Origin of the sequence: Cedecea davisae (genome assembly GCF_044095835.1) — a bacterium.
In the GTDB taxonomy this organism is placed as follows: Bacteria; Pseudomonadota; Gammaproteobacteria; order Enterobacterales; family Enterobacteriaceae; genus Cedecea; species Cedecea davisae.
Window position 1 is genome coordinate 3,593,051 of sequence record NZ_CP172054.1, and the last position, 25,301, is coordinate 3,618,351.

Annotated in this window: 28 protein-coding genes and 1 pseudogene; 7 read left to right on the plus strand and 22 right to left on the minus strand. The window is 54.5% G+C overall.

Translation table 11 applies throughout. The annotated features are described in order from the left end of the window. Positions 1–5: 5 nt before the first annotated feature. Positions 6–374 carry a copper-binding protein gene (locus tag ACG1VR_RS17195; RefSeq protein WP_172568084.1) on the minus strand — a complete coding sequence of 123 codons (369 nt, stop codon included), beginning with the start codon at positions 372–374 and terminating at the stop codon, positions 6–8. A gap of 67 nt (positions 375–441) precedes the next feature. Then, positions 442–855: a DUF2946 domain-containing protein gene (locus ACG1VR_RS17200; RefSeq protein WP_316245178.1), complete on the minus strand. Its 414-nt coding sequence runs from the start codon at positions 853–855 to the stop codon at positions 442–444. Between the two features lie 401 nt (positions 856–1,256). On the opposite strand from ACG1VR_RS17200, the gene dcuC reads away from it, so the two are divergent. The 3 genes from dcuC to ACG1VR_RS17215 all read left to right on the plus strand — a co-directional run bounded on the left by dcuC (position 1,257) and on the right by ACG1VR_RS17215 (position 3,782). Further along, the gene (dcuC, locus tag ACG1VR_RS17205) at positions 1,257–2,633 is read left to right on the plus strand and encodes an anaerobic C4-dicarboxylate transporter DcuC (protein WP_016535331.1); all 1,377 of its coding nucleotides are present in this window, start codon (positions 1,257–1,259) and stop codon (positions 2,631–2,633) included. A gap of 91 nt (positions 2,634–2,724) precedes the next feature. Then, a complete protein-coding gene (rna, locus tag ACG1VR_RS17210; RefSeq protein ID WP_279050756.1) occupies positions 2,725–3,531 on the plus strand; it encodes a ribonuclease I in 807 nt (268 codons plus the stop codon). Between the two features lie 92 nt (positions 3,532–3,623). Next, positions 3,624–3,782, plus strand: a complete 159-nt coding sequence (locus ACG1VR_RS17215; protein ID WP_016535329.1) for a hypothetical protein — start codon at positions 3,624–3,626, stop codon at positions 3,780–3,782. A 95-nt stretch (positions 3,783–3,877) separates the two neighbouring features. Here ACG1VR_RS17215 and ACG1VR_RS17220 read toward each other — a convergent pair whose 3' ends face one another. Next, the gene (locus ACG1VR_RS17220) at positions 3,878–4,039 is read right to left on the minus strand and encodes a hypothetical protein (protein ID WP_395489398.1); all 162 of its coding nucleotides are present in this window, start codon (positions 4,037–4,039) and stop codon (positions 3,878–3,880) included. A gap of 240 nt (positions 4,040–4,279) precedes the next feature. Next, complete coding sequence (locus ACG1VR_RS17225; RefSeq protein ID WP_395489399.1) at positions 4,280–5,110, minus strand: alpha/beta fold hydrolase; 831 nt, start codon at positions 5,108–5,110, stop codon at positions 4,280–4,282. A gap of 285 nt (positions 5,111–5,395) precedes the next feature. On the opposite strand from ACG1VR_RS17225, the gene ACG1VR_RS17230 reads away from it, so the two are divergent. Both ACG1VR_RS17230 and rnk read left to right on the plus strand, forming a co-directional pair. Then, a complete protein-coding gene (locus tag ACG1VR_RS17230; RefSeq protein ID WP_395489400.1) occupies positions 5,396–6,772 on the plus strand; it encodes a GntP family permease in 1,377 nt (458 codons plus the stop codon). Positions 6,773–6,930: 158 nt separating this feature from the next. Continuing rightward, positions 6,931–7,341, plus strand: a complete 411-nt coding sequence (gene rnk, locus ACG1VR_RS17235; protein ID WP_039897988.1) for a nucleoside diphosphate kinase regulator — start codon at positions 6,931–6,933, stop codon at positions 7,339–7,341. Between the two features lie 48 nt (positions 7,342–7,389). On the opposite strand, the gene ACG1VR_RS17240 is transcribed toward rnk, so the two are convergent. From ACG1VR_RS17240 to ACG1VR_RS17290, 11 genes are all read right to left on the minus strand, one after another. Then, positions 7,390–8,214, minus strand: coding sequence for a C40 family peptidase (locus tag ACG1VR_RS17240; RefSeq protein WP_395489401.1), 825 nt, complete (start codon positions 8,212–8,214; stop codon positions 7,390–7,392). Between the two features lie 19 nt (positions 8,215–8,233). Beyond that, positions 8,234–9,181, minus strand: a complete 948-nt coding sequence (lafU, locus tag ACG1VR_RS17245) for a putative lateral flagellar export/assembly protein LafU (RefSeq protein WP_395489402.1) — start codon at positions 9,179–9,181, stop codon at positions 8,234–8,236. Next, on the minus strand, positions 9,181–10,044 hold the full coding sequence (motA, locus tag ACG1VR_RS17250) for a flagellar motor stator protein MotA (protein WP_016535320.1): 864 nt from the start codon (positions 10,042–10,044) through the stop codon (positions 9,181–9,183). The genes lafU and motA overlap by 1 nt, the downstream gene beginning before the upstream one ends. 24 nt (positions 10,045–10,068) lie before the next feature. Further along, the gene (locus ACG1VR_RS17255; RefSeq protein ID WP_172570310.1) at positions 10,069–10,755 is read right to left on the minus strand and encodes a FliA/WhiG family RNA polymerase sigma factor; all 687 of its coding nucleotides are present in this window, start codon (positions 10,753–10,755) and stop codon (positions 10,069–10,071) included. 23 nt (positions 10,756–10,778) lie between these two features. Continuing rightward, positions 10,779–11,246 carry a flagellar basal body-associated protein FliL gene (fliL, locus tag ACG1VR_RS17260; protein WP_016535318.1) on the minus strand — a complete coding sequence of 156 codons (468 nt, stop codon included), beginning with the start codon at positions 11,244–11,246 and terminating at the stop codon, positions 10,779–10,781. A 12-nt stretch (positions 11,247–11,258) separates the two neighbouring features. Beyond that, positions 11,259–12,299 (minus strand): flagellar hook-length control protein FliK, encoded by a 1,041-nt coding sequence (locus tag ACG1VR_RS17265; protein ID WP_395489403.1) that lies wholly within the window; start codon positions 12,297–12,299, stop codon positions 11,259–11,261. Then, positions 12,299–12,604, minus strand: coding sequence for a hypothetical protein (locus tag ACG1VR_RS17270; protein WP_016535316.1), 306 nt, complete (start codon positions 12,602–12,604; stop codon positions 12,299–12,301). The genes ACG1VR_RS17265 and ACG1VR_RS17270 overlap by 1 nt, the downstream gene beginning before the upstream one ends. Further along, on the minus strand, positions 12,597–12,992 hold the full coding sequence (gene fliS / locus ACG1VR_RS17275) for a flagellar export chaperone FliS (RefSeq protein WP_016535315.1): 396 nt from the start codon (positions 12,990–12,992) through the stop codon (positions 12,597–12,599). Before fliS ends, ACG1VR_RS17270 begins: the two co-directional genes overlap by 8 nt. A gap of 14 nt (positions 12,993–13,006) precedes the next feature. Continuing rightward, positions 13,007–14,326, minus strand: a complete 1,320-nt coding sequence (fliD, locus tag ACG1VR_RS17280; protein ID WP_395489404.1) for a flagellar filament capping protein FliD — start codon at positions 14,324–14,326, stop codon at positions 13,007–13,009. 214 nt (positions 14,327–14,540) lie between these two features. Beyond that, positions 14,541–15,383: a flagellin gene (locus ACG1VR_RS17285; protein WP_039897986.1), complete on the minus strand. Its 843-nt coding sequence runs from the start codon at positions 15,381–15,383 to the stop codon at positions 14,541–14,543. Positions 15,384–15,551: 168 nt separating this feature from the next. After that, a complete protein-coding gene (locus ACG1VR_RS17290) occupies positions 15,552–16,394 on the minus strand; it encodes a flagellin (protein ID WP_039897985.1) in 843 nt (280 codons plus the stop codon). Between the two features lie 704 nt (positions 16,395–17,098). On the opposite strand from ACG1VR_RS17290, the gene ACG1VR_RS17295 reads away from it, so the two are divergent. Together ACG1VR_RS17295 and ACG1VR_RS17300 are read left to right on the plus strand one after the other, a co-directional pair. Further along, positions 17,099–18,052, plus strand: a complete 954-nt coding sequence (locus ACG1VR_RS17295; RefSeq protein ID WP_172568091.1) for a transcriptional regulator — start codon at positions 17,099–17,101, stop codon at positions 18,050–18,052. After that, positions 18,045–18,491 carry a hypothetical protein gene (locus ACG1VR_RS17300; protein ID WP_395489405.1) on the plus strand — a complete coding sequence of 149 codons (447 nt, stop codon included), beginning with the start codon at positions 18,045–18,047 and terminating at the stop codon, positions 18,489–18,491. The genes ACG1VR_RS17295 and ACG1VR_RS17300 overlap by 8 nt, the downstream gene beginning before the upstream one ends. Positions 18,492–18,979: 488 nt before the next feature. On the opposite strand, the gene ACG1VR_RS17305 is transcribed toward ACG1VR_RS17300, so the two are convergent. From ACG1VR_RS17305 to flgG, 7 genes and pseudogenes are all read right to left on the minus strand, one after another. Continuing rightward, on the minus strand, positions 18,980–19,987 hold the full coding sequence (locus ACG1VR_RS17305; protein ID WP_172568093.1) for a hypothetical protein: 1,008 nt from the start codon (positions 19,985–19,987) through the stop codon (positions 18,980–18,982). 2 nt (positions 19,988–19,989) lie between these two features. Continuing rightward, on the minus strand, positions 19,990–20,907 hold the full coding sequence (gene flgL / locus ACG1VR_RS17310) for a flagellar hook-associated protein FlgL (RefSeq protein ID WP_071704075.1): 918 nt from the start codon (positions 20,905–20,907) through the stop codon (positions 19,990–19,992). Positions 20,908–20,928: 21 nt separating this feature from the next. Continuing rightward, on the minus strand, positions 20,929–22,299 hold the full coding sequence (gene flgK, locus ACG1VR_RS17315; RefSeq protein ID WP_172568094.1) for a flagellar hook-associated protein FlgK: 1,371 nt from the start codon (positions 22,297–22,299) through the stop codon (positions 20,929–20,931). 111 nt (positions 22,300–22,410) lie between these two features. Beyond that, a pseudogene (locus tag ACG1VR_RS17320) lies at positions 22,411–22,692 on the minus strand (rod-binding protein); the annotation flags it as partial. Positions 22,693–22,703: 11 nt separating this feature from the next. Next, positions 22,704–23,795 carry a flagellar basal body P-ring protein FlgI gene (locus ACG1VR_RS17325; protein ID WP_172568096.1) on the minus strand — a complete coding sequence of 364 codons (1,092 nt, stop codon included), beginning with the start codon at positions 23,793–23,795 and terminating at the stop codon, positions 22,704–22,706. A gap of 12 nt (positions 23,796–23,807) precedes the next feature. Further along, positions 23,808–24,473 carry a flagellar basal body L-ring protein FlgH gene (gene flgH / locus ACG1VR_RS17330; RefSeq protein WP_016535299.1) on the minus strand — a complete coding sequence of 222 codons (666 nt, stop codon included), beginning with the start codon at positions 24,471–24,473 and terminating at the stop codon, positions 23,808–23,810. Positions 24,474–24,500: 27 nt separating this feature from the next. After that, positions 24,501–25,286, minus strand: coding sequence for a flagellar basal-body rod protein FlgG (gene flgG / locus ACG1VR_RS17335; protein WP_016535298.1), 786 nt, complete (start codon positions 25,284–25,286; stop codon positions 24,501–24,503). Positions 25,287–25,301: the final 15 nt, after the last annotated feature.

Sequence of the window (25,301 nt, forward strand, 5' to 3'; positions counted from 1 at the left end):
CTCGGTTAGTTAAGCGGGGTTGCGGAAACCAGCTGATACCCTTGTTCGTGCTGCGCGAAGGTGAACGAAATCTTCTCCCCAACGCTTAACGCAGGCACGGAACCGTCCTTCGGCAAAGAAAAGGTCATAGTCATTGCTGGCCAGCCGAGCCCGGCGACCGGGTGATGAGCAATAGAAACGGTGTCGGCGGTAAGTTTTTTCACCACGCCTTCGGTGTGGTAAACCGTCGCGGCAGGGGCAGCTTTCGCAGGCATCGACATGCCCTGCATATCGGACATACCAGCCATATCGTGAGAGGACTCTGCGGAAAACGCAGGGAAAGAGGCAGCGGAAAGCAGCGCAATAGCTGCGGCAAAACGAAGTGCTTTTAACATGATTAATCTCCAGAAACACGGTCAAAAAGGTGAAGGGCAAAGGCCCAAAACAATGACGGTGCTGGAGTTATTCTCTGAAACGGCAAAAACGGATCGTTGCCGGAGGGCCTGTCGCGGGAGGGACAACGTGGAAAACGGACTCAATAACCTGGCTACACTGCGGTTCAACCAGCGCAAGAGAATCAACAACCGGCAGAGCCACCAGCGAACTGTGGCCGTTATCTTTCTGCATTACATCTGGAACGCAATGCTTCTCGCACAGCGGGTTGCTGATTTTCAACTGCATGGCCTGGTCGGCCATCTTCATTGAGCTGCTATGCGGGGCCGCCATAGGGCCTGCGGTCATATCGACCGGGCAATCGTAAGACGCCACCGCCACCTGACTGTTGACAAAAAGCCAGCCAAACGCCAACAGCAGCATCAAAAGATGCTTCCTGAAAAAGCGCCAGCGGCTTGTCGACCAGAAGGAGGTGTGCAGCATAAAAACCCCGCAATAAAAGTGACCCGCAGTATAGGCGGCTGCGGGCGCTATTTTAAAGATTTTTTTAAATGCTTTACGAACGCCCCCGAAATTAACAATTGCGCAAAATATCACTCATAAGACAGCAACCTTATGCTGCTTTAATCAGCTAAACTCGCTCGTCTTTTATTCCCGTTTTCAATAAGCAGTTTGAATAACTGCAATCCCGACTGCAAAAGCCACAGCGGAATTTGATCCGTTACGCGGAATATTGATGCTCATCAGAAACTACAATCCTGTTATCAGGCAAATTCGTAGCCCTTTGCAGTATCCTGCAAAGTCACTTTAATTATTCAGGCAGACGGACTTAACAGCCGCAAGCGTAAGGTGCTGCTGTGCGCCTTAACGCACTGGGGGAAATAATGCTTACAATTCTGGAACTTATTATTGGGGTAGTGGTGATTGTGGGCGTTGCCCGCTACATCATAAAAGGCTACTCGGCTACCGGCGTGCTGTTCGTTGGCGGGCTATTGCTGCTGATCGTCAGCGCCTTAATGGGCCACAAAGTCCTGCCTGCCAGTGCAGAAAGCACCGGCTATACCGCCACGGATATTTTTGAATACGTCAAAATCCTGCTGATGAGCCGCGGCGGCGATCTCGGGATGATGATCATGATGTTGTGCGGCTTTGCGGCTTATATGACGCATATCGGCGCTAACGACGTGGTGGTAAAACTGGCATCTAAGCCGCTGAAGTTCATCAACTCCCCTTATCTGTTGATGATTGCCGCCTACTTCGTCGCCTGCCTGATGTCGCTGGCCGTTTCGTCGGCTACCGGCCTCGGCGTACTGTTGATGGCCACGCTATTCCCGGTGATGGTCAACGTCGGTATCAGCCGTGGTGCCGCAGCCGCTATTTGTGCTTCCCCGGCGGCAATCATTCTCGCACCGACCTCCGGTGACGTGGTGCTGGCAGCTCAGGCTTCAGAAATGTCGCTGGTGGATTTTGCCTTTAAAACCACGATTCCTATCTCCATCGCGGCCATTATCAGCATGGCGATTGCGCACTTTTTCTGGCAGCGCTATCTCGATAAAAAAGAGCACATCAACCACGAAATGCTCGACGTGAGTGAAATCCAGACCACCGCGCCATCTTTCTATGCCCTGCTGCCTTTTACTCCAATCATCGGGGTACTTATCTTCGACGGGAAATGGGGCCCGCAGCTGCATATCATTACCATTCTGGTGATTTGTATTCTGATTGCTGCCCTGATTGAGTTTTTCCGCAGCTTCAACACCCAGCACGTCTTCTCCGGGATGGAAGTTTGCTACCGCGGAATGGCGGACGCCTTTGCCAACGTGGTGATGCTGCTGGTGGCCGCTGGCGTCTTTGCTCAGGGCCTAAGCACTATCGGCTTTATCCAGAGCCTTATCTCGATTGCCACTTCGTTCGGCTCAGCCAGTATTATCCTGATGCTGGTGCTGGTGATATTGACGATGCTGGCCGCCATGACCACCGGCTCCGGTAATGCGCCGTTCTATGCCTTCGTGGAGATGATCCCTAAGCTGGCGCACTCTTCAGGCATTAATCCGGCATACCTGACTATCCCGATGCTGCAAGCCTCCAACCTGGGCCGCACGATTTCACCGGTCTCCGGCGTGGTCGTTGCCGTGGCAGGGATGGCAAAAATCTCACCATTCGAAGTAGTGAAACGAACCTCTGTCCCGGTTGCCGTTGGCTTAATCGTGGTGATAGTTGCCACCGAGATCCTGGTACCGGCTGCGGCCCTGGTTCACTAACCGCTCTGTTCACGACGCTAAAGCGCCTGCATCGGGCGCTTTTTTTATGCTTATAATAATCGCGCCTCCCGGACTAATAAGAGAAAAAGATATGAACGCCATTGCCTGTAAGACATTGCTGCTGTGCGCCCCGCTTCTGGCCAGCCAGTTGGCACAGGCCGATCCGCTGCAACCCGCCCGTTACGGCGATTTTGACCGCTACGTGCTGGCTTTATCCTGGCAGACCGGCTTCTGCCAGAGCATGCACGACCGCAACCGCAACGTCCCCGAAGAGTGCGCCACCCAGCAGGAGCAGGCCGACAAACGCGCCTTCCTGACGGTGCATGGCCTGTGGGCCGGGCTACCAAAATCCGTTGCCGCGCGCGGCGTGGATGAGAAACGCTGGATGCGCTACGGCTGCGCAACCCGCCCGATCCCCAACATGGCGGAGGCCAGAGCCTCAAATAAATGCGCCGCTCCGGACACCGGCCTTTCGGTTGAGATGGCTTCGAAGCTCTCCGGCGTGATGCCGGGTGCGGGCGGCAACTCCTGCCTGGAACGTTACGAGTTCGCCAAACACGGCGTCTGCTTCGGCTTCAACCCGGACGACTACTTCGGCACCATGGTGCGCCTCAACGGCGAAGTCAAACAGAGCGCCTTCGGCGAATTTTTGGCTCAAAACTACGGCAAAGTTGTGACGCGTAAAGACTTTAATAAAGCCCTGAAGCAAAGCTGGGGTGGTGACGCGGTCAGCGCGGTAAAACTCACCTGCAACGGTAACCCCGCCTATCTGACGGAAATGCAGATATCCCTGCTGGCAGACAAAATTAACCAGCCGCTGCAAAGCGCCTCGTTTGCACCGCAGAAACACCCAGGCAACTGCGGGAAAAGCTTCCGTCTGGACGCCGTGGGTTACTAAAACCCATAAATACTGAAGTCATTTTTTAATCGCATCACTGTTTGTTCCGGTTTTCACGAAGTAGCCTTCAGGTATCGAATACGGAGGTGACCATGAACAGAACAAAACGCTTTTTACTGCAACTAAAAGCACAGTTTGAATGTGAAGGGAAAAAACAGAAGCTGCTGGGGTTTATCTGGCTCTCACCCCAGCAGCGCTACGAGATCCTGAAAGAGATCCTGCTGCCGCTGGCTGAAAAAAATGGCCGCTAAAGCGTTGTCGGGCCGTCGCATATACGATGGCCCGCCCACAAATATTTCGCAAAAACATTATTCCAGACGCGATAAAACCGAATTGTAAATTCAAATTAATAGCCAGCTGCTTTATTTGCCGCTTTAATTTTCTCGTTTCTCATATTCTTATCATAACCATCCTTTGCATTTAATATTTCACTCGTAGCGCTGATGAAATCGGATGCGGTACAACCGGCCAGCATAAAACTGGCGGATAACAATATAGCTCTAATCATGAAACAACTCCCCGGCAATCAAGATCATAAAAATAACCATTAACAATCAATGAATTAAAAAATTTATTACTATTAAATTCATCAATCGTGAAATGGAAAAAATCGGCCGTGGATTTTAAATTTCTTCGGGATAAAATCAAGATCTTTATTCTATTTATTAAGAACATAACCACAAAGTGGTAATTACTTCCCTGAAATAAAACCGACCTAAAAATAGGCCGATTTTAACTCAGAGCAGGATCAGTTCTTTAAAAATGCCAGCAGATCTTCATTAATCTGCTGTTTGTGCGTAGTGCAAATCCCGTGCGAACCGCCTTTGTAAACCTTCAATTCAGCATCAGGTAGCAGCTCCGCGGCAGCCTTACCGCAGGTTTCAAAAGGAACGATCTGGTCGTCATCGCCGTGAATCACCAGCGTCGGGATGGTCATTTTCCGCAGATCTTCGCGCTGATCGGTTTCGGAGAAGGCTTTGATACAGTCATACATCGCCTTGATGCTCCCCTGCATCCCCTGCGCCACGAAGCTATCACGCACGCCCTCAGATACTTTGGCATCCGGGCGGTTGTATCCATAAAACGCCAGCGTCAATTCTTTGAAAAACGCCGCACGATCTTCCACCACGCCTTTGCGGATACCGTCAAAGACGTCGAGCGAAACGCCATCTGGATTCCATTCTGTTTTCAGCATTATCGGCGGCACTGCGCCAATCAATACTGCTTTAGCCACCCGACCGGTTCCGTGACGGCCAATATAGCGGGCCACTTCACCTCCGCCGGTGGAATGCCCAACGTGCACGGCATCTTTTAAATTAAGGTGAGCAGTCAACTCAGCCAGATCGTCCGCATACTGATCCATATTATGCCCATCCCAGGGCTGGGACGAGCGGCCGTGGCCGCGCCTGTCATGAGCGATGACCCGAAAACCTTGCTGCCCAAGAAATAACATTTGGTCTTCAAACGCATCGGCGGTAAGCGGCCAGCCGTGGCTGAATACCACCGGCTGCCCCTCGCCCCAATCCTTAAAATACAGCGAGCTGCCGTCCTTCAATTTCAGTTTGTCGTACTGGCTCATGTTCTCTCCCGTCCGGTTGTCTAAGGTGTCAGAAACATCGACGTTGCCCATAAAGCGTAACGTATCTCTCGCACCTGTCAGACTTTCCCTCGCCAGACAACTCACCCGCTCACCTTTTATCCTGATTATTTCGATAGTTTGAGCTTGCTCTCAAAATGTTAACAAACATTACAGAGTTCATTTACAGGTAGCCGGATGTTACCGATATCATGTTACCGGTATCAAAATAAACAGATGACGCAAAACTGGCGCATTCATCTAAAAATTCGGCCTTGAGGAAATAATATGACCGAAATAACAACCACTTTAAGCGCAGGAACCCTTTTGGGGATTGCAGCCTGCTCCGTCGTGCTCCTGCTGGTTTTGATCATGCGCTTTCGCGTCCACGCCTTCCTGGCGCTAACCCTGGTCAGCGTCGTTGTCGCGCTCGTCACCGGCGTAGCATTCGATAAAATTGTCCCGACGATTTTGAACGGCTTCGGCAGCACTCTGGCGGGCGTTGCGCTGCTGGTTGGTCTTGGGGCGATGATTGGCCGCCTGCTGGAGATCTCCGGCGGCGCAAAAGTGCTGGCCGACACGCTAATAGGAACATTCGGATCCCACCGCGCACCGCTGGCGCTGGGCGTGGCCTCGCTGCTATTCGGCTTCCCTATCTTCTTTGACGCAGGCCTGGTTGTGATGCTGCCTATCATTTTCAGCGTGGCGAAACAGTTTGGCGGCTCTACGTTAAAATATGCTCTTCCGGCCGCGGGTGCCTTTGCCGTGATGCATGCCCTGCTGCCGCCTCATCCGGGGCCGGTTGCCGCCAGCGAACTGCTGGGCGCCAATATCGGGCTGCTGGTCGTGGTCGGCCTGATTATCGCCATCCCGACCTGGTATCTTGGTGCCTATCTGTTTGGCCTCTATGCCGGGAAAAAATTCGATATTCCTCTGCCTTCCTCTTTCCTCGGCAAAGTCGAAGTGGACGAGAACCACCGGCCGCCGTCTTTTGGCATGGTGATGGCTATTTTACTGATGCCGCTAGTGCTGATTTTCCTGGATACCGGCCTGAACACCGCAACGGTGCTCGGCTGGGTTAGCGCCGACAATACGCTGGTTAACTTCCTGCGCATGCTTGGAAAAACGCCTATCGCCCTGCTTATCACGGTATTCTTCGCCCTGATGGTGTTCAGCGGAAAACACAGCCGTCAGCATCTGGAAAAGGTCTGTGACGGCGCGCTGGGCCCAATCTGCGGCATTATTCTGGTGACCGGCGCTGGCGGCATGTTCGGCGGCGTACTGCGCGCCAGCGGCATCGGCGACGCGCTTGCCGGCGTGCTGTCCGATACCGGAATGCCGGTTATCGTCGCGGCATTTGTTATCTCTACCGCGCTGCGCGTTGCTCAGGGGTCGGCTACCGTCGCGCTCACCACCACCGCCGCTCTGGTCGCTCCGATGGTTGAAGCGACGACCGGCCTTAGCCAGTTTGACCTGTGCTTTATCGTGATAGCGATTGCGGGCGGGGCGACGGTACTCTCCCACGTTAACGATTCCGGTTTCTGGCTGGTTGGCCGCTTCCTGGAAATGGATGAAAAGACTACGCTGAAAACCTGGACGGTAATGGAAACGCTAATCGGCACCATCGCCTTCCTGCTGGCGGCGCTGGGCAGTATTATCCTTTGATGCGGGCAGGCACGCCAAAATGTGACTTATCTCCCTTTCAACGGTAAGCTAAGCTCAGTATCATCATTACAGAATCAACCCTCGCCGGTTTCGGTGAGGGTTTTTCTTTGTACGATTTTCAGCACATGAGTGCCCTGCTTTTTTACACGGAGAGAATTATGTCCAGACCTGCCATCATCATTAACGAACTAGACGCCGAACGCCTTGACCGACTGCTGGAGCAACCGCAGTACGCCAAAAGCCCGGTCGCAGAGGCGCTAAACGCCGAGCTGGATCGCGCTGAGATGTGTAGTCCGGAAAAAATGCCTGCGGATGTGGTATCCATGAACAGCCGGGTGAAGTTCCGTGACCTCAGCACTCAGGAAGAGCACGTTCGCACTCTGGTCTACCCTGCCAACCTCACGGACAGCGACAACCAGCTTTCCGTCATGGCACCGGTAGGCGCCGCGCTGCTGGGCCTGCGGGTAGGCGATAGCATTAATTGGGTAATGCCAAACGGCAGCCAGACCAACCTTGAAGTGCTTGAACTTCAGTACCAGCCCGAAGCGGCCGGCGACCTGCACCGCTAAGCGTTGAACTTCCCCTCACCCTCTTCCCAAAGGGGTGAGGGTCAGACCTTACAGAATCGCTTCCTCGGTCAAAATACGCTTCGCGCCCAAATAGTGATCCTGCCAGTAGTTGTCCGTCAGCTGGCTGATACGGATATTCAGCCCGGTTCGCGGCGCTTCAATAAACTGCCCGTCTCCGAGGTAAACGCCAACGTGATCCGCCTTGTCCTGGCTTTTAATACTGAAGAAGACCAGGTCACCGCGCTGGAGCTGCTGCTGGTTGACCCGCTTTAACTTGCTGTCCTGGAACATTCCGTTTGCGGTGCGCGGCAGCTTGCGGCTGAGTAACTGGTTATAGGCGTAATAAATGAGCCCGCTACAGTCAAACCCCTGATCCGGCGTTTGCCCGCCCCAAACATAAGGCTTGCCGAGCTGCTGCTTAAGCCGATGAATCACTTTGTAAATCGTCTCTTCTACGCGCGGGCTGACCATTTCGGCCATCAGCGACTCGGTTGCCAGCGGCAGCAGGCGCTCCGAACCGCCAAAATATCCTGGGCGCCAGCGGGCGTGCATTGCCAGCTGCTGACGATTCCAGCTGCGGCTGGCCAGTTTTTCCGCCGCCTGGCGTATCCGCTGTTCGGGCGTGAGGGGCACCACGGCAACGCGTTTTTTCGCCTTCGCGAGCAGCTTTGCGCGGTTTTTCATGCGTTCCCGGGCTTCTTTGTTCTGCGTCTGCGCGCGGCTTTGTGCCGGTTTATGTTTAACGGGCGCGGCAAATACCTGCGTGGAAAACAACACCATCAGCAGCAGAAAAAAGAATCCCGCCATGCGTCGGGAGAGTTCGGACGCAGGCGGAAAAGTGGAGACAATTGAGGTGGAAATCGAGATTAACAAAACAAAATACCTGAGAAATTTATCGTGCCGGCGACGACGTCTTAGCAACGCTTTCCGCCAGCGGTTTAATAACCTTTTCGCCGTGTTGGCCAAAGAACTGATACAGCGACTCGCTTGCCGAATGGGTTAACACCATTATCTCTATGCGGCGGTTCGCCGAGCTTAGAGGATGTTCCGGGTCGAGCAGCATCTGATCGGCCATGCCGCTAACCTGCAATATTTTGCCGCCGTCCAGCCCGCCCTTCGTCAGCGCCCTGCGCGCCTGCATGGCTCGCTCTCCGGACAGATTCCAGTTGTTGTATAACTCCTGATCGCGGAAGCGGGTTGAGTCGGTGTGGCCGGTAATAATTATCTTGTTATCGATAGAGTTCAGCGCCGTGGCGAACTCGGTCAGCAGGCGGTTAAAGAACGGCGTCAGAATGGCGCTGCTGCGCTGGAACATTTCACGCTTCTGGTCATCCTGCACCAGGATGCGCAGCCCCTGCGGAACAATCTCAATTTGCAGGTTCGACTGGGCATCATAGGCGGAGGTAATCTTCATGATGGTCCGCGCCAGATCCTCAATTTCCTGCTCTGAACGGCGGTTTACGTCCTTCAGGCTCTCGCCCAGGCTTGCCTGCTTAGCCAGCGCCTGTATCGCCTCGGCATTCTGCTTAGCATCTTTGCCGCCGTCTTCGGACTTCGGCTTGCCGGCCAGAACCGTAATGCTGCCGCCGGAGCCGTTCGGCTGGGTAATCGGCGAAGGCGACATTCCGTCAAACAAAGAGTCGCTGTTGAGCAGGGAAACAATCTCTTTACGCTCCTCTTCGGTTACCGCCCCCATAATCCAGAGCACCATAAACAGCGCCATCATCGCGAGGGTAAAATCGGCAAACGCTACCTTCCACGCGCCGCCGTGAACCGCATCATGACTTTTGCGCGAGGAGCGCTTAATTATCGTGGTATGCCCCTTCGCTTTGCCGCGCATTACGCTTCACCCGTCATCTGATTGACCCAACCATCCAGCGTGGCAAAGGTCGGCTTAGAGTCCATCGGCAGCATTTTGCGCCCTGCATCTACCGCCAGCAGCGTCGGTTTACCCGCCACATGGTTGACCAGCACGGTACGCACGCATTCCAGCACCGCCATCTGTTTTTTGGTGCGCTGTTCCATGGCGTTGGCAACCGGGTCCATCAGGCAGTAACAGATAAATACGCCGAGGAAGGTGCCGATGAGCGCCGCCGCCACTTTTACGCCGATAACCGCGATAGAGCCGTCAATCGACTGCATGGTGATGATGATTCCGAGAACCGCGGCGCAAATACCAAAGCCCGGCATCGCCTCTGCGGTACGCTGTAACGAACGGGACGGCAGGAGGAGATCTTCTTCCATCGCCACCAGTTCCTGCTCCAGAATCCCTTCCAGCTCGTGCTCGTTGATTTTGCCCATTGCCATCAGGCGGAAGTTATCCGAGATGAAGGTAATCAGCGCCTTGTCGCGCAGAATAAGCGGGTACTTCTGGAACAGCGGGCTACTTTCAGGGACTTCAATATGCTCGTCCAGCACTTTCAGGCCGCCGTCCTGCACCAGCTCAAGCAGCTCAAACAGCAGCATCAGTAGCTGGCGCTGATACTCATCGGTATGCTCGTTTTTACGCATCACGCCGCGAAACTGACGGTACATTTCGGCCAGCACCGCTTTCGGGTTGGCCAGCACCATCGCGCCCAGCCCGGCGCCCAAAATAATAATGATTTCACCGGGCTGCCAGAACGAAGCCAGGCGCCCGCCCGACATAATAAAGCCGCCCAGAACACAGACGAAAATGATCGTTAAACCTAATAATTTCTGCATGGATTTCCACTTCTCAATAAACTGCTAAAAAAAACTCTCAATCTTTTGCGCTATTTTTTTATTCAACTGGCAGATACGCGCTTCGGTCAGGTCGAGCACCAGCGCTATCTCTTTCAGGCTCATTTCCTGCTGGTAATAGAGCGTCAAAATCATTTTTTCCCTCTCATCAAGGCTTGCCAGCGCGGTTTTCAGCGTCCGGCTAACCATCACCTCGTCCTCTAAAGAGCGGCCGTTAAGCGCCACGGAGTGAGTTTCACTTCCGAGCAGCTCGTCGAGGCTCTCCATCGACTTGGCGCAGTCCAGCAGCAAATATTCCTGATACTCTTCGGCGGTAATCTCCAGCCGCCCGGCAAGGTCGGCAAACACCGGCGGCCGGCCAAGCTCGCGGGCAATTTCGCGGATGGCGTCGTTCAGCTTGTGGGTTTTCTGCCGCAGACGACGAGGACGCCAGTCAAGCTGGCGCAGCTCATCCAGCACGGCGCCGCGAATGCGGTGTACCGCATAGGCACCAAACTGCTCATCAGGATGGCCGTAACGACGCAGGGAAGAGAGCAGCCCCATCAGGGCTATCTGCTCCATATCCTCTCTGTCCATTACGCTGCTGGCCTGATAAGCAAGCTGTTTAACAACACGGTGCACCAGCGGTAAGTAAGCGTTCACATAACGCGACTCGTCCGCCGGGGTCAGTGCATCGTCAGCAATAAAATCCATCATTTTCCTTACCGCCGTGCTGCTTACTGAAAGACCATCTTGCTGATGATCACATCCCTGAACGGCATAACGCTGTTGAGGCTTTTGAAGCGCTCGCTATAGGCGGCCATAAGCTTTTCCTTTAATTGAGAAACGCTCATCGCCCGTACAGCGTCATAATGCATGTCGGACAGAAGGCTTACCGTCGCCCCGCGGATAGCGGGAGACATATCGTTAATTTTCTGCACGTTTTCCGGCTCGTGGGTCGCCAGCGCCAGCTCCAGAAGCAAATAGCGTTCTTTGCTGCCGTCGCTTTGTAGGGTGATAACGACGTTTTTAATCTCCACAAACTCAACGCCCTTCTCGTCTGAGGAGCTGAACATTGAGCTAATGAGGCTGCTCGCCCCATCGTCCTTATTCATAACGTGAGTACCCACTACCGTGAGCAAAGCCGCAAACACCGCGGCAATCAGGGCAATTAACAGCCCGAGTGAAAAAGTTTTTATAGTCATAATCTTCTGTCATTAAACGGTCAGTAGTACGGAGTCATCTTCGCGGCGCGCGCCCGCATCCGCCTCAATGGCTGCGGCGGCCTGCACATCCTGCGCCAGTTCATGCTGCGACGGGCGCTGTTGCCCCTCACGCTGCCCTCCCTGGGAGGAAACCTGGACATTAACCTGCATAAAGTTCTGCTCGGTCAGGCTCTGACGTAAGTCATTGCTGACCTGCTGAAGCGCCCGATAAACCTCACCCTGGCTGGCGTTAATCGTGACCTGCATACGGCCATTTTCGATGTGCAGCGAGATGTCTATCTTGCCCATATCCGGCGGATCGAGGCGGATGGTGGCGTGCTGGATCTGGTCCTTAACCTGAACCTGGAGGCGATCGCCCAGCGCGGACTGAAGCTGCTGTGCCCAACGCGACTCTTCGGCATCCAGCTTGATCGGGGCCGAAGCTGCCGCAACCTGAGTTACACCTCCAGACACCTGTGCTTTGCTGTCCGGCTGAGCCGCAGAGATTGCCGCGTTTTCACCAGCATGAAGCACCAATATCGGCGCTACCGGCGTCATTTCCTTAAGGCCAACGGCCTGCGGCACACCGGGTAACCCCACAGGGGTCTGCTGTTGAACCACAGGCGCAGGCACATTGCTGCTAAGCGGCAAAATGGGATCACCGCCGGGTTCAGATGAGACCTGACCCGATGCGTTGTTGATAACCGTGTTAACCGGCATCGCCGGAACCGCGTTTGCCGCCAGCAGACCATCGAGCAATTGCTGAAGCAGCGCCACCGGCGCTTCGGCATCAGCGGTTAAGGTATCGCCGTCGTCGTCACTCTCCGCGGCGGGTTCAGCATGCCCCGGTAACTGCCCGCTTTCGGCAGCGCTGGCCGGAGTAGCCTGCATCACATTCAGCAAGGCAAGAGTGAACGGCTGAGGCTGCACGGTAGCGCCAGCCTGAGCCCCAATAGCCGCAGGTGCAGCCACATCCTGCGCCCCCATCAGCGAGCCGGAAGCCGTAGTCACGGCTGCATCGTTGAGCAACACTGGAGAAGCGGTCACGTTCATCAGCGAAAATCCTCTTCATCCATAAAGACCGCGTAGGCGGCAACGCCTTCCTGGTTACGGCGCTGGAGCGCCATTTTGCGCTCCAGCTCTTCGCTCTTCAGGCGGCACTTTTCATTGACCTTGTGATGCATACGGCGCAGGTCTTCCAGCGCCACACGTTTGGCATCGGTTAGAGGATTACGCGCAAGCGCCGCCAGCAGAGAAGCAATTTGCTTATCCACCTCCTGCACCTGCGGCCAGTTTTCCTCCTCTGCCGCTACCGCCAGCGCGCGGGTCAGAAAGCGAATGACCTGAATATCATCCATGCTGCTGACCCATTTTTTGCCAGCCTTCCTGCAGATTTATAAGGATCTTTTCGACCTCCTCCACATACTCAACGGAGAGCTTATGGCTGGCGTCATACAGGCGGTAAACGCAGTAGTCGTAAAGGTTGGCGAGGCTTAATGCCAGGTCACCGCCCTTTTCATAATCCAGCGCGCTGGTGAGTGCGTTAAGAATATCGATGCACTTATTGATGCTTTGTACCTTGCGCTCATAGCGGCGGGCGGCAATGTGACTCTTCGCGCGCACCAGCTCGTCCATCAGGCCGTTAAACAGCATCAGCACCAGCTGATGAGGGCTTGCGGCAGCGGCCTGAATAGCCAGGTCCGACTGCTGATACTCACCAAAGCCCTCCCGTTCATTTCCGTACATAACTCACTTCTTCCTTAGGCAAGGCCAAACATACTCATGGTGTTATTCATCTGCGTCATAATCGACTGCAACTGGGTGAACTGTTTCAGGTAGCGGTTGTAAGAGGTGTCATACCGCGCCTGAATTTTGTCGGACCGAATATCCATTTCGCTCTGCTGGCGGTCCAGGGTTTCCTGGCGGCCTTTGAGCAAACCGTTAGACGTGTTGAGGTATTTATCCAGCGACTTATCCATGCCCTTGATAAGCCCGTCTTTACCGTTAAATAAATCGTTCAGACCCTGAGGATCTTCAGAAAGCGCCTTGTCCAGCTTGGTGCTATCGATTGACAGCGTGCCGTCGCGCGAGGCGGTAATGCCGTAATCGGTCATGTTCTTGTCGCCAAAGGTCTGGCGCAGCAGGTTGTTCATATCTCTCTCGAGCGAAGCAATACCCGCATCACCGGCAAACGCGCCACGGTCTTTGCCGTCGCTGCCGCTGTTGGTCAGCTTGCCGAGTTCCCCCTTCAGCGTATTGAAGGCATCAACAAAGGTCTGCATCTGCTCTTTGGTGGCGGTGTTATCAACCCCGACATCGATGCGCAGCGGCTCATCTCCATCCTTCTGGGCTTTGGTCAGCTTGATGGTGACGCCATCAATCAGCTTATCCAGGGTATTAGAGCTGCTTTCATAAACCTTATTGCTTTCGCCAAGTTTGAATTTGGCATTACGCGCCTGGGTGATGGTTTCGAACGTGCTGAATTTTTGTGCGCTGTTCGCGTCCATTTTGCTGGTATCCAGCTCAACCTTGTTTGCCTCGCCGCTTTCGTCGCTGCTCAGCATCAGGCTGACTTTACCGTCGGTGCGGATAAGCGAGGCGGTCACGCCGGGCGCATCTTTATCGTTATTGGTATTAATTTTTTTGGTCAGATCCGACAACGACTGCAGATCGTCCATCTCGATATCCATCGACTTGCCGTTGATGGTAATCGTCATGGTGCCGGTAGCATTTTTGATTGACTCATCGGTCATATCATCGAATGAGATCTGGTGCGCCGAGGCCAGCTGCTCCACGAAAAGGTTATAAGTCCCCTTCTGCGCGCTTGAGCTGGCGGTAACATTGGCGATGCCTTCAATGTTTGTCGTCGCCACGTTTTGCAGCATGCCGCTGTCGGTTTTGTTCAGCGCGGTCAGCGCAGTGCGGAAATCGCTCATCGCTGTACGCAGTGCAGTTAGCGCCGTTTTTTGTGCGCCAAGAGATTTGCTCTGCTTTTCCAGCGCCGCTTTCATCGCCGCAATGTCATAACCCGCCAGCTGCGTGGCGAGGTATTGAGGATCAAGACTGGTCAAATCAGACATTTTTCATCTCCAGGTATACGGGCACGCCGGGCTTACCGGGCGTTATGCGGATTTATTTAGCAATTAGCGTGCCAATTTTAAATTAAAATAAAATCAATAACTTAAATTGAAACGGGAAGGAATTCTTCCGCACAGGGGGAAGGCGGAAGGCAATACTTAGAAACAAAAACACCGCCATAAAGCGGTGTATTTGTTATGCAACTGCCTGCGGGTTTTAGCCCAGCAGGGACATCACCATGCCGGACATGCTGTTGGACTGCTTCAGCATCGACATGCTGGTCTGCGCCAGCATCTGGTTGCGGGTCATGGATGAAGCTTCGCTTGCGAAGTCCGCATCCTGAATGTTGCCCAACGCCAGTTCGGTATTGTCCTTCATGTTGGACAGATTGGCCGCGGTGTGGCCCAGACGGTTAATGTTGGCACCCAGGCTTGAACGGATGGTGCCCACGGACGCCAGGCTGGTTTCCAGGCTGCTCATCAGAGCCTGCGCACCGGATGCATCTTTGATATCCAGCTGGCTTGACAGCCCGGTAATTGCGGATGCGGTAGCGGACAGGGAACCGGACAGGCTGACGGTCATTTTTTCTTCCGCGCTGGCGCCGATCTGGAAGTTCATGTCTTTGGACAGCTTGCCGCCGGTGGCAAACAGTTTTTCGCCGCCGTAAGAAGTGTTGCTCATGATGTTGCCCAGCTCTTTTTGCAGCTCGCCCAGCTCGGAGTTGATCGCGTCGCGGTCATCCTGAGTGTTGGTGTCGTTCGCGCCCTGGGTTGCGAGGTCTTTCATGCGGTACATGATGTTGCTCACTTCGTCGAACGCGCCTTCCGCAGTTTGCAGCATTGCGGTAGCGTCAGAGATGTTGCGCTGTGCAACCGCCATACCGTTGCTCTGGCCCTGCAGGCGGGAAGCAATCTGCATACCTGCCGCATCGTCTGCCGCAGAGTTAATGCGCTTGCCGGTACCCAGACGTTCCATCGCGGTGGACAACATGCTGTTGGACTTGTTCAGCGCGTTGATGGATGCCATGGAAGAGCCGCTGGTGAAAATAGATAAAGACATAGTAAATCTCCTGGATTCTTTTCGTGTTATAGAGCTTTCGTTACTTAATCAAAGCGGCACAGCGGTCGGGATAATTAAATGGCTTAATCAAAAAAATTTAATTTTTATCGCCTGGAAGCAAAACACCGCCCGAAGGCGGTGTTTTTGTCATGCAGAGCCTCGCAGGGATTAGCCCAGCAGGGACATCACCATGCCGGACATGCTGTTGGACTGCTTCAGCATCGACATGCTGGTCTGCGCCAGCATCTGGTTGCGGGTCATGGATGAAGCTTCGGTGGCAAAATCCGCATCCTGAATGTTGCCCAACGCCAGCTCGGTGTTGTCCTTCATGTTGGACAGGTTGGCCGCGGTGTGGCCCAGACGGTTAATGTTGGCACCCAGGCTGGAACGCATAGAGCCTACAGATGCCAGGCTGCTTTCCAGGCTGCTCATCAGCGCCTGTGCGCCGGAAGCATCTTTGATATCCAGCTGGCTTGACAGCCCGGTAATCGCAGAAGCCGTTTTTGCCAGAGAGCCGGACAGGCTGACGGTCATTTTCTCGTTGGCGCTGGCGCCAATCTGGAAGTTCAGGTCGTCGGACAGCTTGCCGCCGGCCGCAAACAGCTTTTCGCCGCCGTAAGAGGTGTTGCTCATGATGTTGCCCAGCTCTTTCTGCAGTTCGCCCAGCTCGGAGTTGATCGCGTCGCGGTCGTCCTGAGTGTTGGTGTCGTTCGCGCCCTGGGTGGCGAGGTCTTTCATGCGGTACATGATGTTGCTCACTTCATCGAACGCGCCTTCCGCGGTTTGCAGCATTGCGGTAGCGTCAGAGATGTTGCGCTGCGCAACGGCCATACCGTTAGTCTGGCCCTGCAGGCGGGAAGCAATCTGCATACCTGCCGCATCGTCTGCGGAAGAGTTGATGCGCTTGCCGGTGCCCAGGCGTTCCATCGCGGTGGACAGCATGCTGTTGGATTTATTCAGCGCGTTGATGGACGCCATGGAAGAGCCGCTGGTGAAAATAGATAATGACATTTTATATTCTCCTTAATGAACCTGACCATCAGGTCCCTTGATGTTGTACTGAGATAAAACGACATCCTGTTCGGACAAATTAAATCCAGCAGCAATATTTTTTCATATCTTGCCCCCCTCCATCCTGACTCTTTATATACAGACAAATATCCCACGCCGCATTAATAGTCATTCTCATTTGCACAGGGAAATAAAAATAAAAAGCACAAAAGAAAACAATAGCGACACATTTAAGAATATTCTTAATCGATAAATAATAAAAAATTCTAAATTAAAATAATTCCCGCCTGGGCATTTCGGTTAATTACGCGGGCAACAGAAAACATCATTTTCACATTCACCGTGTTTTTTATAACATTCACCTCCACGCCTCACATCCATTAACATTCACCCAAAATATTTAATATAAATCAGAATAAATTATTCCAAATCACGTTGCCAATCACACTTTTATAGCGTAAAAAAGACACCGGGAAGGACATTTTCCTGCTTTTGCTCTGTCAACTTACATTTTATTTCCGCTTCAGCGCCGTTGAATCTGTCCTCATACATAAGAACAGGCTGTTCTTTCGTTCCCTCCGCAGCGAGCGGCAATTCAGTGATGAATTCTAAATGGACTTAATGATGACGTATTAATTAGCCTCGGCAGGCCACTGTCGGGGGCGATATCCGTTAATTATTAAAGGAATGGCTGCTGCCAAAAAATGAATAAACGCTACTGTTCTGTAAACGACTGGCTGATTGATATTAGCTCTGGTTCAATCCTCAATTTAACCAGCGGGGAGCGCAAGCGACTCGGTGAATATCAATTAAAGCTGCTTGATACCCTTACGCAAAATGCGGGAAAGATTCTCACCAGAGAAGAACTCACCACGCTAGTATGGGAGCGCAGGGTAATTGGCAATAATAGTTTACCCAATGCCATTCATGCTTTACGCACCGCTCTTGAAGATGATGGAAAACAACAAAGAATAATCAAAACCATACCCAAAAAGGGTTATTTGCTGGAGCAGGATTACTGCTGCGTTATTGAAAAAGAAGAAGAAGAGGTTCGTGATAACTCAGATGACATCCTGCAAAGCGAAAGCGTTCTCTATGAAGAACAGCCCAACGCTGAACCGGAAGTCAGAGAGGTCGCGCCGCTACAGCCGGAGCCTCTTCTCCCCCAACCAGCCCCACTGCCTGCGGTAGCAGCGGCTCGCGCCCCTCGCTGGTGGCGAAGCATGCCGGGCATTACGTTCCTGATAATCGCAGCGGTACTGATCGTTGCCAGCACGACCTGGTACTTTTTTGACGCCGGGCGGAACCGGCTGATGTATAGAGAGCAAGAGAGCAACGTCTACAGCAATATTCATCTCTACGAAATTTACCCTGCCAGCCACGATGAAGTCGGTAAAGATCAGCTTTATACCAAGCTAAAAGGCACGCTCTACCAGATGAATCAGTTGCTAAAAGGGCAGTCCGTCATGATGAATATTTACTACCAGAGTATCGACCAGACGCTGAATTACACCTTTTCGCTGGAGAGCAGCTGCGACCGTAAACAGCTGGCGATGGCCATCTACCACTGGCGCATTGACGGCAATCAACTCAACAATTTGATCCTGCGTGAAACCAGACGAAAAATTGGCGAAATGGAGGGCTGCACCGTTGGCTAAGTGGATCCTGAGTGCATTAATTGCCGTACTGGCGCTGAGTATGCTCGGCTTTTACAACTGGTCGTACAGCAGCGAGCCACCTGCCCGGCAGGCTACCGGCGACGTTCAAATGGGCTTTTATGACTTGATGTCACGCCGCAAAGAAGTTTACGACTCCCGCATGGAGATGGTGAACCACACGATTTTAACTACCATCACCAGCCCGGACGATCCGCGCTTTATGCTGAAAGGAAAATTCACCCGCATCGACTCCCGGCAAGGCCAGGAGTGGTTCTCCTGGTCGCCTATTTACTACAGCACCCCCAGCAAGGGCCTGATGATAGACGGCCTGGTGGATTTGATGATGAATATGGATGTCTGGATGCAGCCGCTGAAGCTTAACGGGCAGCCGCTGGTGGTGGGGCAAAGCGGGATCATATTTCTTTATCCGTTGCATTGAGTTTTCTCGTTGCACGGGCGAACGGAACATGACCGGGCTTGCAGGCTTGCAGCCACACTTAAACCCCATGTCGCGTTAACTCCAAAAGCCACGCTCTTGTCCCCCGGCTCTCATCGCCCCCGGCTTTGACCCAACTCAGGCGGGGTGGAGCTGCCGGGAGCAGCGAAAGAGAGCGATCGTCGGGAACGGATCGCGAACGACCCCGAATGTTTGGGTGATAGCCGGTGGGTTTACCGCTTTAGCGGCGATGAGCTCGCCGGGCGCCGGGGGTTGTCAGGGGGAATGGCGTAATTTCCCCTGACACGTTCACCGTTAGCTGTAGTGACAGAGATAATCCGCTGTATGGGTGAACGGAACATAACCGGGCTTGCAAGGGTTATCTCTTCTGGTTACAGCTGCTTATGTAGCTCCAGCACTCGTGAACGGAACATTTCGCTTAACAGGCATAAACGGTGCTGTACACGCTTACGGTCAAGCACAAGGCTATGTTATCCCAATAAATTTTTAACCGTCGCCTGCTGCACATTCGCCTGCGCACTCAGCGCGCGGTTAAGCGAAGAAAAACCGCTGCCGCTGTTTCCCAGCACTTCTCCCAGCGCTCGCGCCGTTTCCTGTGCCTGCTGCGGGCTGTACGGCGTGGCCATCTCGTCGATACGGGAACGGACTCGCTCCTGCTGCATACGCAGTTTGCCGCGCTGGCCGGTTATCTGTTCCAGCGCCTGCTGGAGTTTCAGCTGGCTTTCACGGCCGCCGTCCGGGCGGGCAACAAGCTGCTCCAGACCTTCCTGCTGCGCCATCTCCGGCCGCGCGGCCAGAACGGTAAATGAATCAGCCGGGAAATTATGCCCTTCCCCACGCACGCTAAGCTGCTGGCTCACCCGCTCCCAGCGCGACTCATCCACGCTGAAATTTAACTGCCCGTTTTTATCCTGGCTGGCGTGAATGCCCATCCGGCCAAGGCCAACGTTAAGATGAGTCAGCACTTTACGCGGCGAACCTTCTTCCGGCAGCGCTACCGCAGCCAGCTCTCGCTTCGCTCCTCCCAGCATAAACACCAGCGTTTCGCCCCCGGGAGAGCTAAGCACTTTTTCGCTACCGGGCAGAGTGAAATTCACCTGGCTCTGGCTCTGGAGCCGCACGTTGAACTGTCGGTCAACCGTGCCGCCGGAAAGCTGAGCGCGGCGGGTGAGTAGACGATCCAGCCCGGCGGCCTGCTCCTGGGCCTTGCCCTGGCCTGCGGCGTGACGCAGTTGCAGCAGCTGGGTTTCAGTGCTGGAAAGATAACTGTCCGCCTGCTGTACCGCGGTGAGCTGTTGGTTAAGCTGCACGTTATAGCGCAGAGGGCGGGTGGAAAGCAGAGCCGCTTCCGGGAACGGATTACGCGCGGCGGGCGTTTCATCGACTTTACGTGACTTAACCGACTGCGGAGCATCGATACTGCCGCGACTTAACGCGGCTGCCGAAGAGGATGTTGTTGTAGCTAAACCAACCTGCATACTTACATCACGCTAAATAAAGAGAGCTTACTGATCATGCTGTAAGCCTGGTTGGAGATTTGCACTGAATTCATAAACAGCTTGAGGTTGACCGTCGCGGTCGCCGGGTCGCTATAAGAAAGATCGCGAACCACCTGATCGTTTGCCGCGCTGACGTCGGTATGCGCGTCGCTGAGCAAGGTCAGGCGATTCTGGCGGCCGCCCACATCGGTAAACAGCGCCGAAACGTTATCACGCGTGGCCGTGGTTGCGGTCAGCATATTGTCGATATCGCTCTGGTAGTCCGCCACCGGAATAGAAGGATCCTGCATCTTTTTCGCCAGATCTTTAAGCTTGTTCAGCATGTCCAGATCGTCACCACCGGAGGAAAATGCACCAGCAACGTTGGTGTTTTCTTTGATGTTAACGCCGTTGGCCACGGTGGTTTCACGCGTGCCGTCGTTACCGGCAAAAACAAACTTCTGCGCCGCTTCGTCCCACTGCACCGGCTTGGTGCCGGTTTTAGTACCGGAAAAAAGATAGCTGCCGTTTTCATTCTGCGCGTTCATCGACGCCACCAGCGAGTCCAGCATCGAGTCCAGCTCCGCGCCGTAGCTCGCCATATCCTCCTGGCTATTGGTGCCGTTGGCCGCCGAAAGCAGTTTGTCGTTTAGCGCCAGCAGCTGGTCGTTCATCGCCTGGAGATGTGATTCCTGGCTTGCCAGCGTGCCGCTGATGCTGGTGATGTTATTCTGGTACTGACTAATCGCTGACTGCTCACGGTTTAACTGCACCAGACGGCTGGCCGCGACCGGATCGTCCGACGGCACGTTAATGCGTTTTTGCGTCGATAATTGCATCATTAATTTACTGATGCTCTCGCTGTTAGCGCCAAGCTGGTTCAGCATTTGCGAGGAGTTATAAAGGCTACTGATTCGCATAATTTTTTCTCCAAACCCTCGTTAGAACAGGTTAAGTAAGTCGCTGAAGATCTGATCGCCGGTGGCGATAACCTTCAGGTTGGCCTGATAAGACTGCATATAAATTTGCAGATTAATTGCCTCTTCATCCTCGTTGACCGCGCTCAGGTTATCGCGCTGGGTCTGCGCCTGATTGGCAACGGCAACCGCGGCTTCCTGTTCGGTTTTATTCTGGCGGCTGGCTATCCCGATACGGGAAATAATGGCCGCCGCGCCTTCGTTAAGGCTCATATTGCCCAGGCCACCGATGTCGGTTTTGCTGTTTTTCAAATCGATCAGCAGCTGCAAATTATCGCCGTTACCCGGCTCGCCCGCCGCCCCGGAGAGGGCAATTTCATCCGGCTTCAGGTCGGTAACCTGCAACATGCCCGAACTGCTACTCGGGTCGAATACAAACAGCGGCTTGCCCGGGTTGCCGTTGAGATCAAAGCCCTGGGAGAGCTGGTTATTGAACAGATCGGCCACCGCTTCTGCCATGCCCTGAACCGCACTCTGCATATCTTTCAGAGTGGTAGTTTCGTAGTCATAAAGCGCACCTAGCTGGCCGCCCGCCGACGGGTTAAGGTTAAATTCGCTGGTGGAGAACTTCAGGCTCAGGGTGCTGTTGCCGTTAGCGTCAACGTCGGCCTTTAGCTCACCCGCCGTTTTCCCGCTAACCAGCGGCTGGCCGCCCTTCAGGGCCACGGTATAACTCCCGGAGCTGTCCTCGGTGATTTTTACATCCACCTGTTCGCTAAGTTTTTTCACCAGTTCGTCACGCTGGTCGCGCAGCACGCTGGTGTTACCGCCGGTAGACTCCAGCTCGATGATTTTCTGGTTATAGCTGGCGATGCCGGAGCTGAGCGAGTTAATGCTGTCCACCGCGGCATTACGCTGGGTCGAGATAGAGTTTTTCTGGCTAGTAATAAAGTCATTCATGCTGTTAAAACGCTGGGCCAGGGAACCGGCCTGATTTAACAGCTGCTGGCGCAGCGCCGGGGATTCCGGCTGGGTAGTCAACGCGCTCAGGGCGCCGAAGAATTCATCCAGCCCGTTGCCGAGGCTGGTGGAGTCGGTGCCGATAACCTCTTCCAGCGCGCCAATATACTGCTGCCCGGCGGTGTAATAATTGGCTTTGGTATTGGTCTGCCAGACCTGATTGACCAGATACTGGTTAGAGATACGGCGAATACTGTCAACCTGCACGCCGTTTCCGGCGGAAAGCCCAACCTGCCCCATCGGCCCGATGGCGCTTTGCAGCAGGCCCTGGCGGCTGTAACCCGGCGTCAGCAGGTTAGCAATGTTCATCGAGGTAATGCTCATCCCCGTTTGTGCTGCCTGAATGCCGCTGTAGGCGATATTAATCATGCTCATTTTTTATTGCTCCTGGCCGCTACGCATTACGGGGATAACCGGGGGAGTCATTTCCTTCGGCTGCTGAACTAAAGCGGCACTTTTAGCGCTCTCCTTAACTCCGGCTGGCGTTAGCTGAGCGATAATCATGTCGGCAATCCCGCTGCTGCGCTGCGAGGCCAGGTTTGAGGCCAGCTTGTCATCATAGAAATCACGCATCATGCGCTGCTGCTTGCTGTTAAACGGGCTATCTTCCGCGGCCATCGCATCCGTCGCCTTGCGCATTTGCTGCATCATCGAACGCAGAAACATCGCTTCAAACTGCTCGGCGGCCTGCTCAATATTTTGCGGCTTTGCCTGAGCCGTAATGTCGCCCGGCAGCACGGTTTGCTGGCGGTTAATTGCGTTGATCATTGTTTTATCCCTTAAATCACAACCAGTTCGGCATCGAGCGCGCCCGCTTCATGCAGCGCCTGGAGAATCGCCATCGTGTCGTCCGGCGCGGCACCGAGGCTATTAATCGTGTTGACGATGCTGCGCAGGCTGGTTCCGGCCGGAATGGTCACCATCTGGCCACGGCCGCGGTTAACATTCACGTCGCTGTCCGGGGTCACAACGGTGCGCCCCTGGCTGAAGGCACCCGGCTGGCTGACATTGCTGCTTTCACGAATCGTCACCGTCAGGTTGCCGTGGGAAACAGCCGCAGCCCGAACCACCACGCCGTCGCCAATTACAACCGTGCCGGTGCGGGCGTTAAACACCACGCGCGGAGGCTGCTTACCGGCGTTGATTTGTACATCTTCCAGCATCGACATAAACCTTACGCGCTCACCCGGATTCATCGGCGCACGCACCGCCACGTTGGTCGCGCTTTGCGCCACGGCGGTATTTGCGCCAAATGCGCTATTCAGCGCCACCGCTACGTTATTGGCGGTTTTAAAGCTGGGCCGCTTCAGGTTGAGCATCACCTGGCTGTTATCCTGAAAGTCCGTCGGAATTTCACGCTCGATGGAACCGCCGTTCGGCACACGCCCCACGGTTGGCGTGTTAATCGTCACGCTGGAGCCGCTGTTGCCTTCCGCCTTCACGCCGCCCACCACGACGTTCCCCTGGGCCAGGGCATAAACTTCCCCGTCGGCACCGCGAAGCTGGGTCAGCAGCAGCGTCCCGCCGCGCAGGCTCTTTGCGTCGCCAATAGAGGAAACGGTCACGTCAATCGACTGCCCGCGCGCGTAGCCGGGCGGCAGCGTGGCGCTAATGGCTACCGCCGCCACGTTTTTCACTTTCGGGTCAATTTTGGTCGGCAGCTGCACGCCAAACTGGCGCAGCATGTTGGTTATTGACTGGCTGGTGAATTTCACCTGATTTTTGTCGCCGGAGCCGTCAAGGCCGACCACCAGGCTATAGCCCACCAGCTGATTGCCGCGCACACCCTGGATGTCCACGATGTTGCCCAGCGTTTCAGCCAGCAGGCTGCTGCTCCACAGGAGCGCGAGAAAAAATGCCACGTTACGCATTGTCAGCTCCGGTTAAATTGGGAACAGCGGGTGGTTGAAGATACGCGTCAACCACCCTGCTGCATTAGAGTCACTCAGCGCCCCGCGCCCCGCATACGAGATGCGGGCGTTGGCGATGCGCTGGGAAGAAACGGAGTTATCGCGCTCAACGTCGTCGGCACGGACAAGCCCGGTCACGCGCATGTACTCATCGCCCTGGTTAAGGGTGAGCCACTTCTCGCCGCGCACCGCCAGGATGCCGTTCGGCAGCACTTTAAATACCGCGACGGTAATCGACCCGCGCAGGCTATTTTGCTGCTGGGAGCTGGCGTTGCCGTTAAAATTGCGGTCGCCGTTAACCGAACCGCTTAGCTTATCAACCGATTGCCCAAAGGCTTCCGGCACGCCGATGGAGACATCGTTCTTCTTGCCGAAGTTGGTTCTCGCCTGCTTACTGGCCTGAGTAGACTCATCAAGACGTACGGTAAGAATATCCCCCACGCGATAGGCGCGGCGATCCTGAGTAAGCGACCAGTTATAGCCGCCGTTGTAGACGCCGCCGCCCTGCACTGCCGTTTCCGGCATGACGAAATCTTCCGGCGGCGCAAAGGCCGCATCGTCTTTATGCACCAGCAGCGCCGGGCTTTCACACCCGGCCAGCGCCAGCACCAGTAAACTGATAACACACTGCTTTTTCATGACTCTCTTCACTTCATTAACCCATCATCACATCGACTGGGTGACAAACTTCAGCATATCGTCGGCGGCAGAAACCATTTTGGCGTTCATTTCGTAGGCGCGCTGGACGGTTATCATGTCAACCATCTCCTCAACAACCTGCACGTTTGAACCCTCAAGCGACCCCTGCTCCAGCTGGCCAAATGCCTCCTCACCGGGAACGCCCTCAACCGCTTCGCCGCTGGCAGCGGTTTCACGATAGAGGTTGCCACCAACGGCTTCCAGACCGGCTGGGTTAACGAAATTCACCAACGTAATTTGCCCCAGCTCAACCGGATCCGTTTCGCCGCCAACCTGCGCCATCACCGTGCCGTCTTTAGCAATCTGGATCTCTTTGGTGTTGGCCGGTAGCTCAATCTGCGGCACCAGCGGCAGACCGGCGGCATTGGTAATCACGCCTTCCTGATTGCGCTGCAAATTGCCCGCGCGGGTGTAGGCAATTTCGCCGTCCGGGGTTTCAACCTGGAAGAAACCCTGCCCGGTGATTGCCACGTCAAGATCCTGCCCGGTGTTCTGGATGTTGCCGGTAGAGAACTCTTTCTGAGTCCCGATAATTTTTACACCGGTGCCGAACTGAATACCGGTCGGCGCGGTGTTGTTCTGATCGAGCTGGCCGCCGGGCGTGCGCTGGTTCTGGTAAAACAAGTCCGAGAACATCACGCGGTCGCGCTTAAACCCGGAGGTATTCACGTTGGCGAGGTTGTTGGAAATTGCGCCCATTTTGGCGTCCTGCGCCGCCAGGCCGGTTTTACTCACCCATAAAGCTGGATTCATCGCTGGTTATCCTTG

Bases quoted from the DNA above. Each gene is read 5' to 3' on its own strand.
- ACG1VR_RS17225 (WP_395489399.1), bottom strand. From the start codon at position 5,110: ATGAGCCAGTACGACAAACTGAAATTGAAGGACGGCAGCTCGCTGTAT.
- motA (WP_016535320.1), bottom strand. From the start codon at position 10,044: ATGCAGAAATTATTAGGTTTAACGATCATTTTCGTCTGTGTTCTGGGC.
- flgG (WP_016535298.1), bottom strand. From the start codon at position 25,286: ATGAATCCAGCTTTATGGGTGAGTAAAACCGGCCTGGCGGCGCAGGAC.
- rnk (WP_039897988.1), top strand. From the start codon at position 6,931: ATGTCCAGACCTGCCATCATCATTAACGAACTAGACGCCGAACGCCTT.
- ACG1VR_RS17295 (WP_172568091.1), top strand. From the start codon at position 17,099: ATGAATAAACGCTACTGTTCTGTAAACGACTGGCTGATTGATATTAGC.
- ACG1VR_RS17255 (WP_172570310.1), bottom strand. From the start codon at position 10,755: ATGGATTTTATTGCTGACGATGCACTGACCCCGGCGGACGAGTCGCGT.
- ACG1VR_RS17230 (WP_395489400.1), top strand. From the start codon at position 5,396: ATGACCGAAATAACAACCACTTTAAGCGCAGGAACCCTTTTGGGGATT.
- ACG1VR_RS17265 (WP_395489403.1), bottom strand. From the start codon at position 12,299: ATGAACGTGACCGCTTCTCCAGTGTTGCTCAACGATGCAGCCGTGACT.
- lafU (WP_395489402.1), bottom strand. From the start codon at position 9,181: ATGCGCGGCAAAGCGAAGGGGCATACCACGATAATTAAGCGCTCCTCG.
- flgL (WP_071704075.1), bottom strand. From the start codon at position 20,907: ATGCGAATCAGTAGCCTTTATAACTCCTCGCAAATGCTGAACCAGCTT.
- fliD (WP_395489404.1), bottom strand. From the start codon at position 14,326: ATGTCTGATTTGACCAGTCTTGATCCTCAATACCTCGCCACGCAGCTG.
- flgK (WP_172568094.1), bottom strand. From the start codon at position 22,299: ATGAGCATGATTAATATCGCCTACAGCGGCATTCAGGCAGCACAAACG.
- ACG1VR_RS17220 (WP_395489398.1), bottom strand. From the start codon at position 4,039: ATGATTAGAGCTATATTGTTATCCGCCAGTTTTATGCTGGCCGGTTGT.
- dcuC (WP_016535331.1), top strand. From the start codon at position 1,257: ATGCTTACAATTCTGGAACTTATTATTGGGGTAGTGGTGATTGTGGGC.
- flgH (WP_016535299.1), bottom strand. From the start codon at position 24,473: ATGAAAAAGCAGTGTGTTATCAGTTTACTGGTGCTGGCGCTGGCCGGG.
- ACG1VR_RS17195 (WP_172568084.1), bottom strand. From the start codon at position 374: ATGTTAAAAGCACTTCGTTTTGCCGCAGCTATTGCGCTGCTTTCCGCT.
- fliL (WP_016535318.1), bottom strand. From the start codon at position 11,246: ATGACTATAAAAACTTTTTCACTCGGGCTGTTAATTGCCCTGATTGCC.
- ACG1VR_RS17200 (WP_316245178.1), bottom strand. From the start codon at position 855: ATGCTGCACACCTCCTTCTGGTCGACAAGCCGCTGGCGCTTTTTCAGG.
- ACG1VR_RS17215 (WP_016535329.1), top strand. From the start codon at position 3,624: ATGAACAGAACAAAACGCTTTTTACTGCAACTAAAAGCACAGTTTGAA.
- fliS (WP_016535315.1), bottom strand. From the start codon at position 12,992: ATGTACGGAAATGAACGGGAGGGCTTTGGTGAGTATCAGCAGTCGGAC.
- ACG1VR_RS17270 (WP_016535316.1), bottom strand. From the start codon at position 12,604: ATGGATGATATTCAGGTCATTCGCTTTCTGACCCGCGCGCTGGCGGTA.
- ACG1VR_RS17305 (WP_172568093.1), bottom strand. From the start codon at position 19,987: ATGCAGGTTGGTTTAGCTACAACAACATCCTCTTCGGCAGCCGCGTTA.
- ACG1VR_RS17290 (WP_039897985.1), bottom strand. From the start codon at position 16,394: ATGTCATTATCTATTTTCACCAGCGGCTCTTCCATGGCGTCCATCAAC.
- rna (WP_279050756.1), top strand. From the start codon at position 2,725: ATGAACGCCATTGCCTGTAAGACATTGCTGCTGTGCGCCCCGCTTCTG.
- ACG1VR_RS17285 (WP_039897986.1), bottom strand. From the start codon at position 15,383: ATGTCTTTATCTATTTTCACCAGCGGCTCTTCCATGGCATCCATCAAC.
- ACG1VR_RS17325 (WP_172568096.1), bottom strand. From the start codon at position 23,795: ATGCGTAACGTGGCATTTTTTCTCGCGCTCCTGTGGAGCAGCAGCCTG.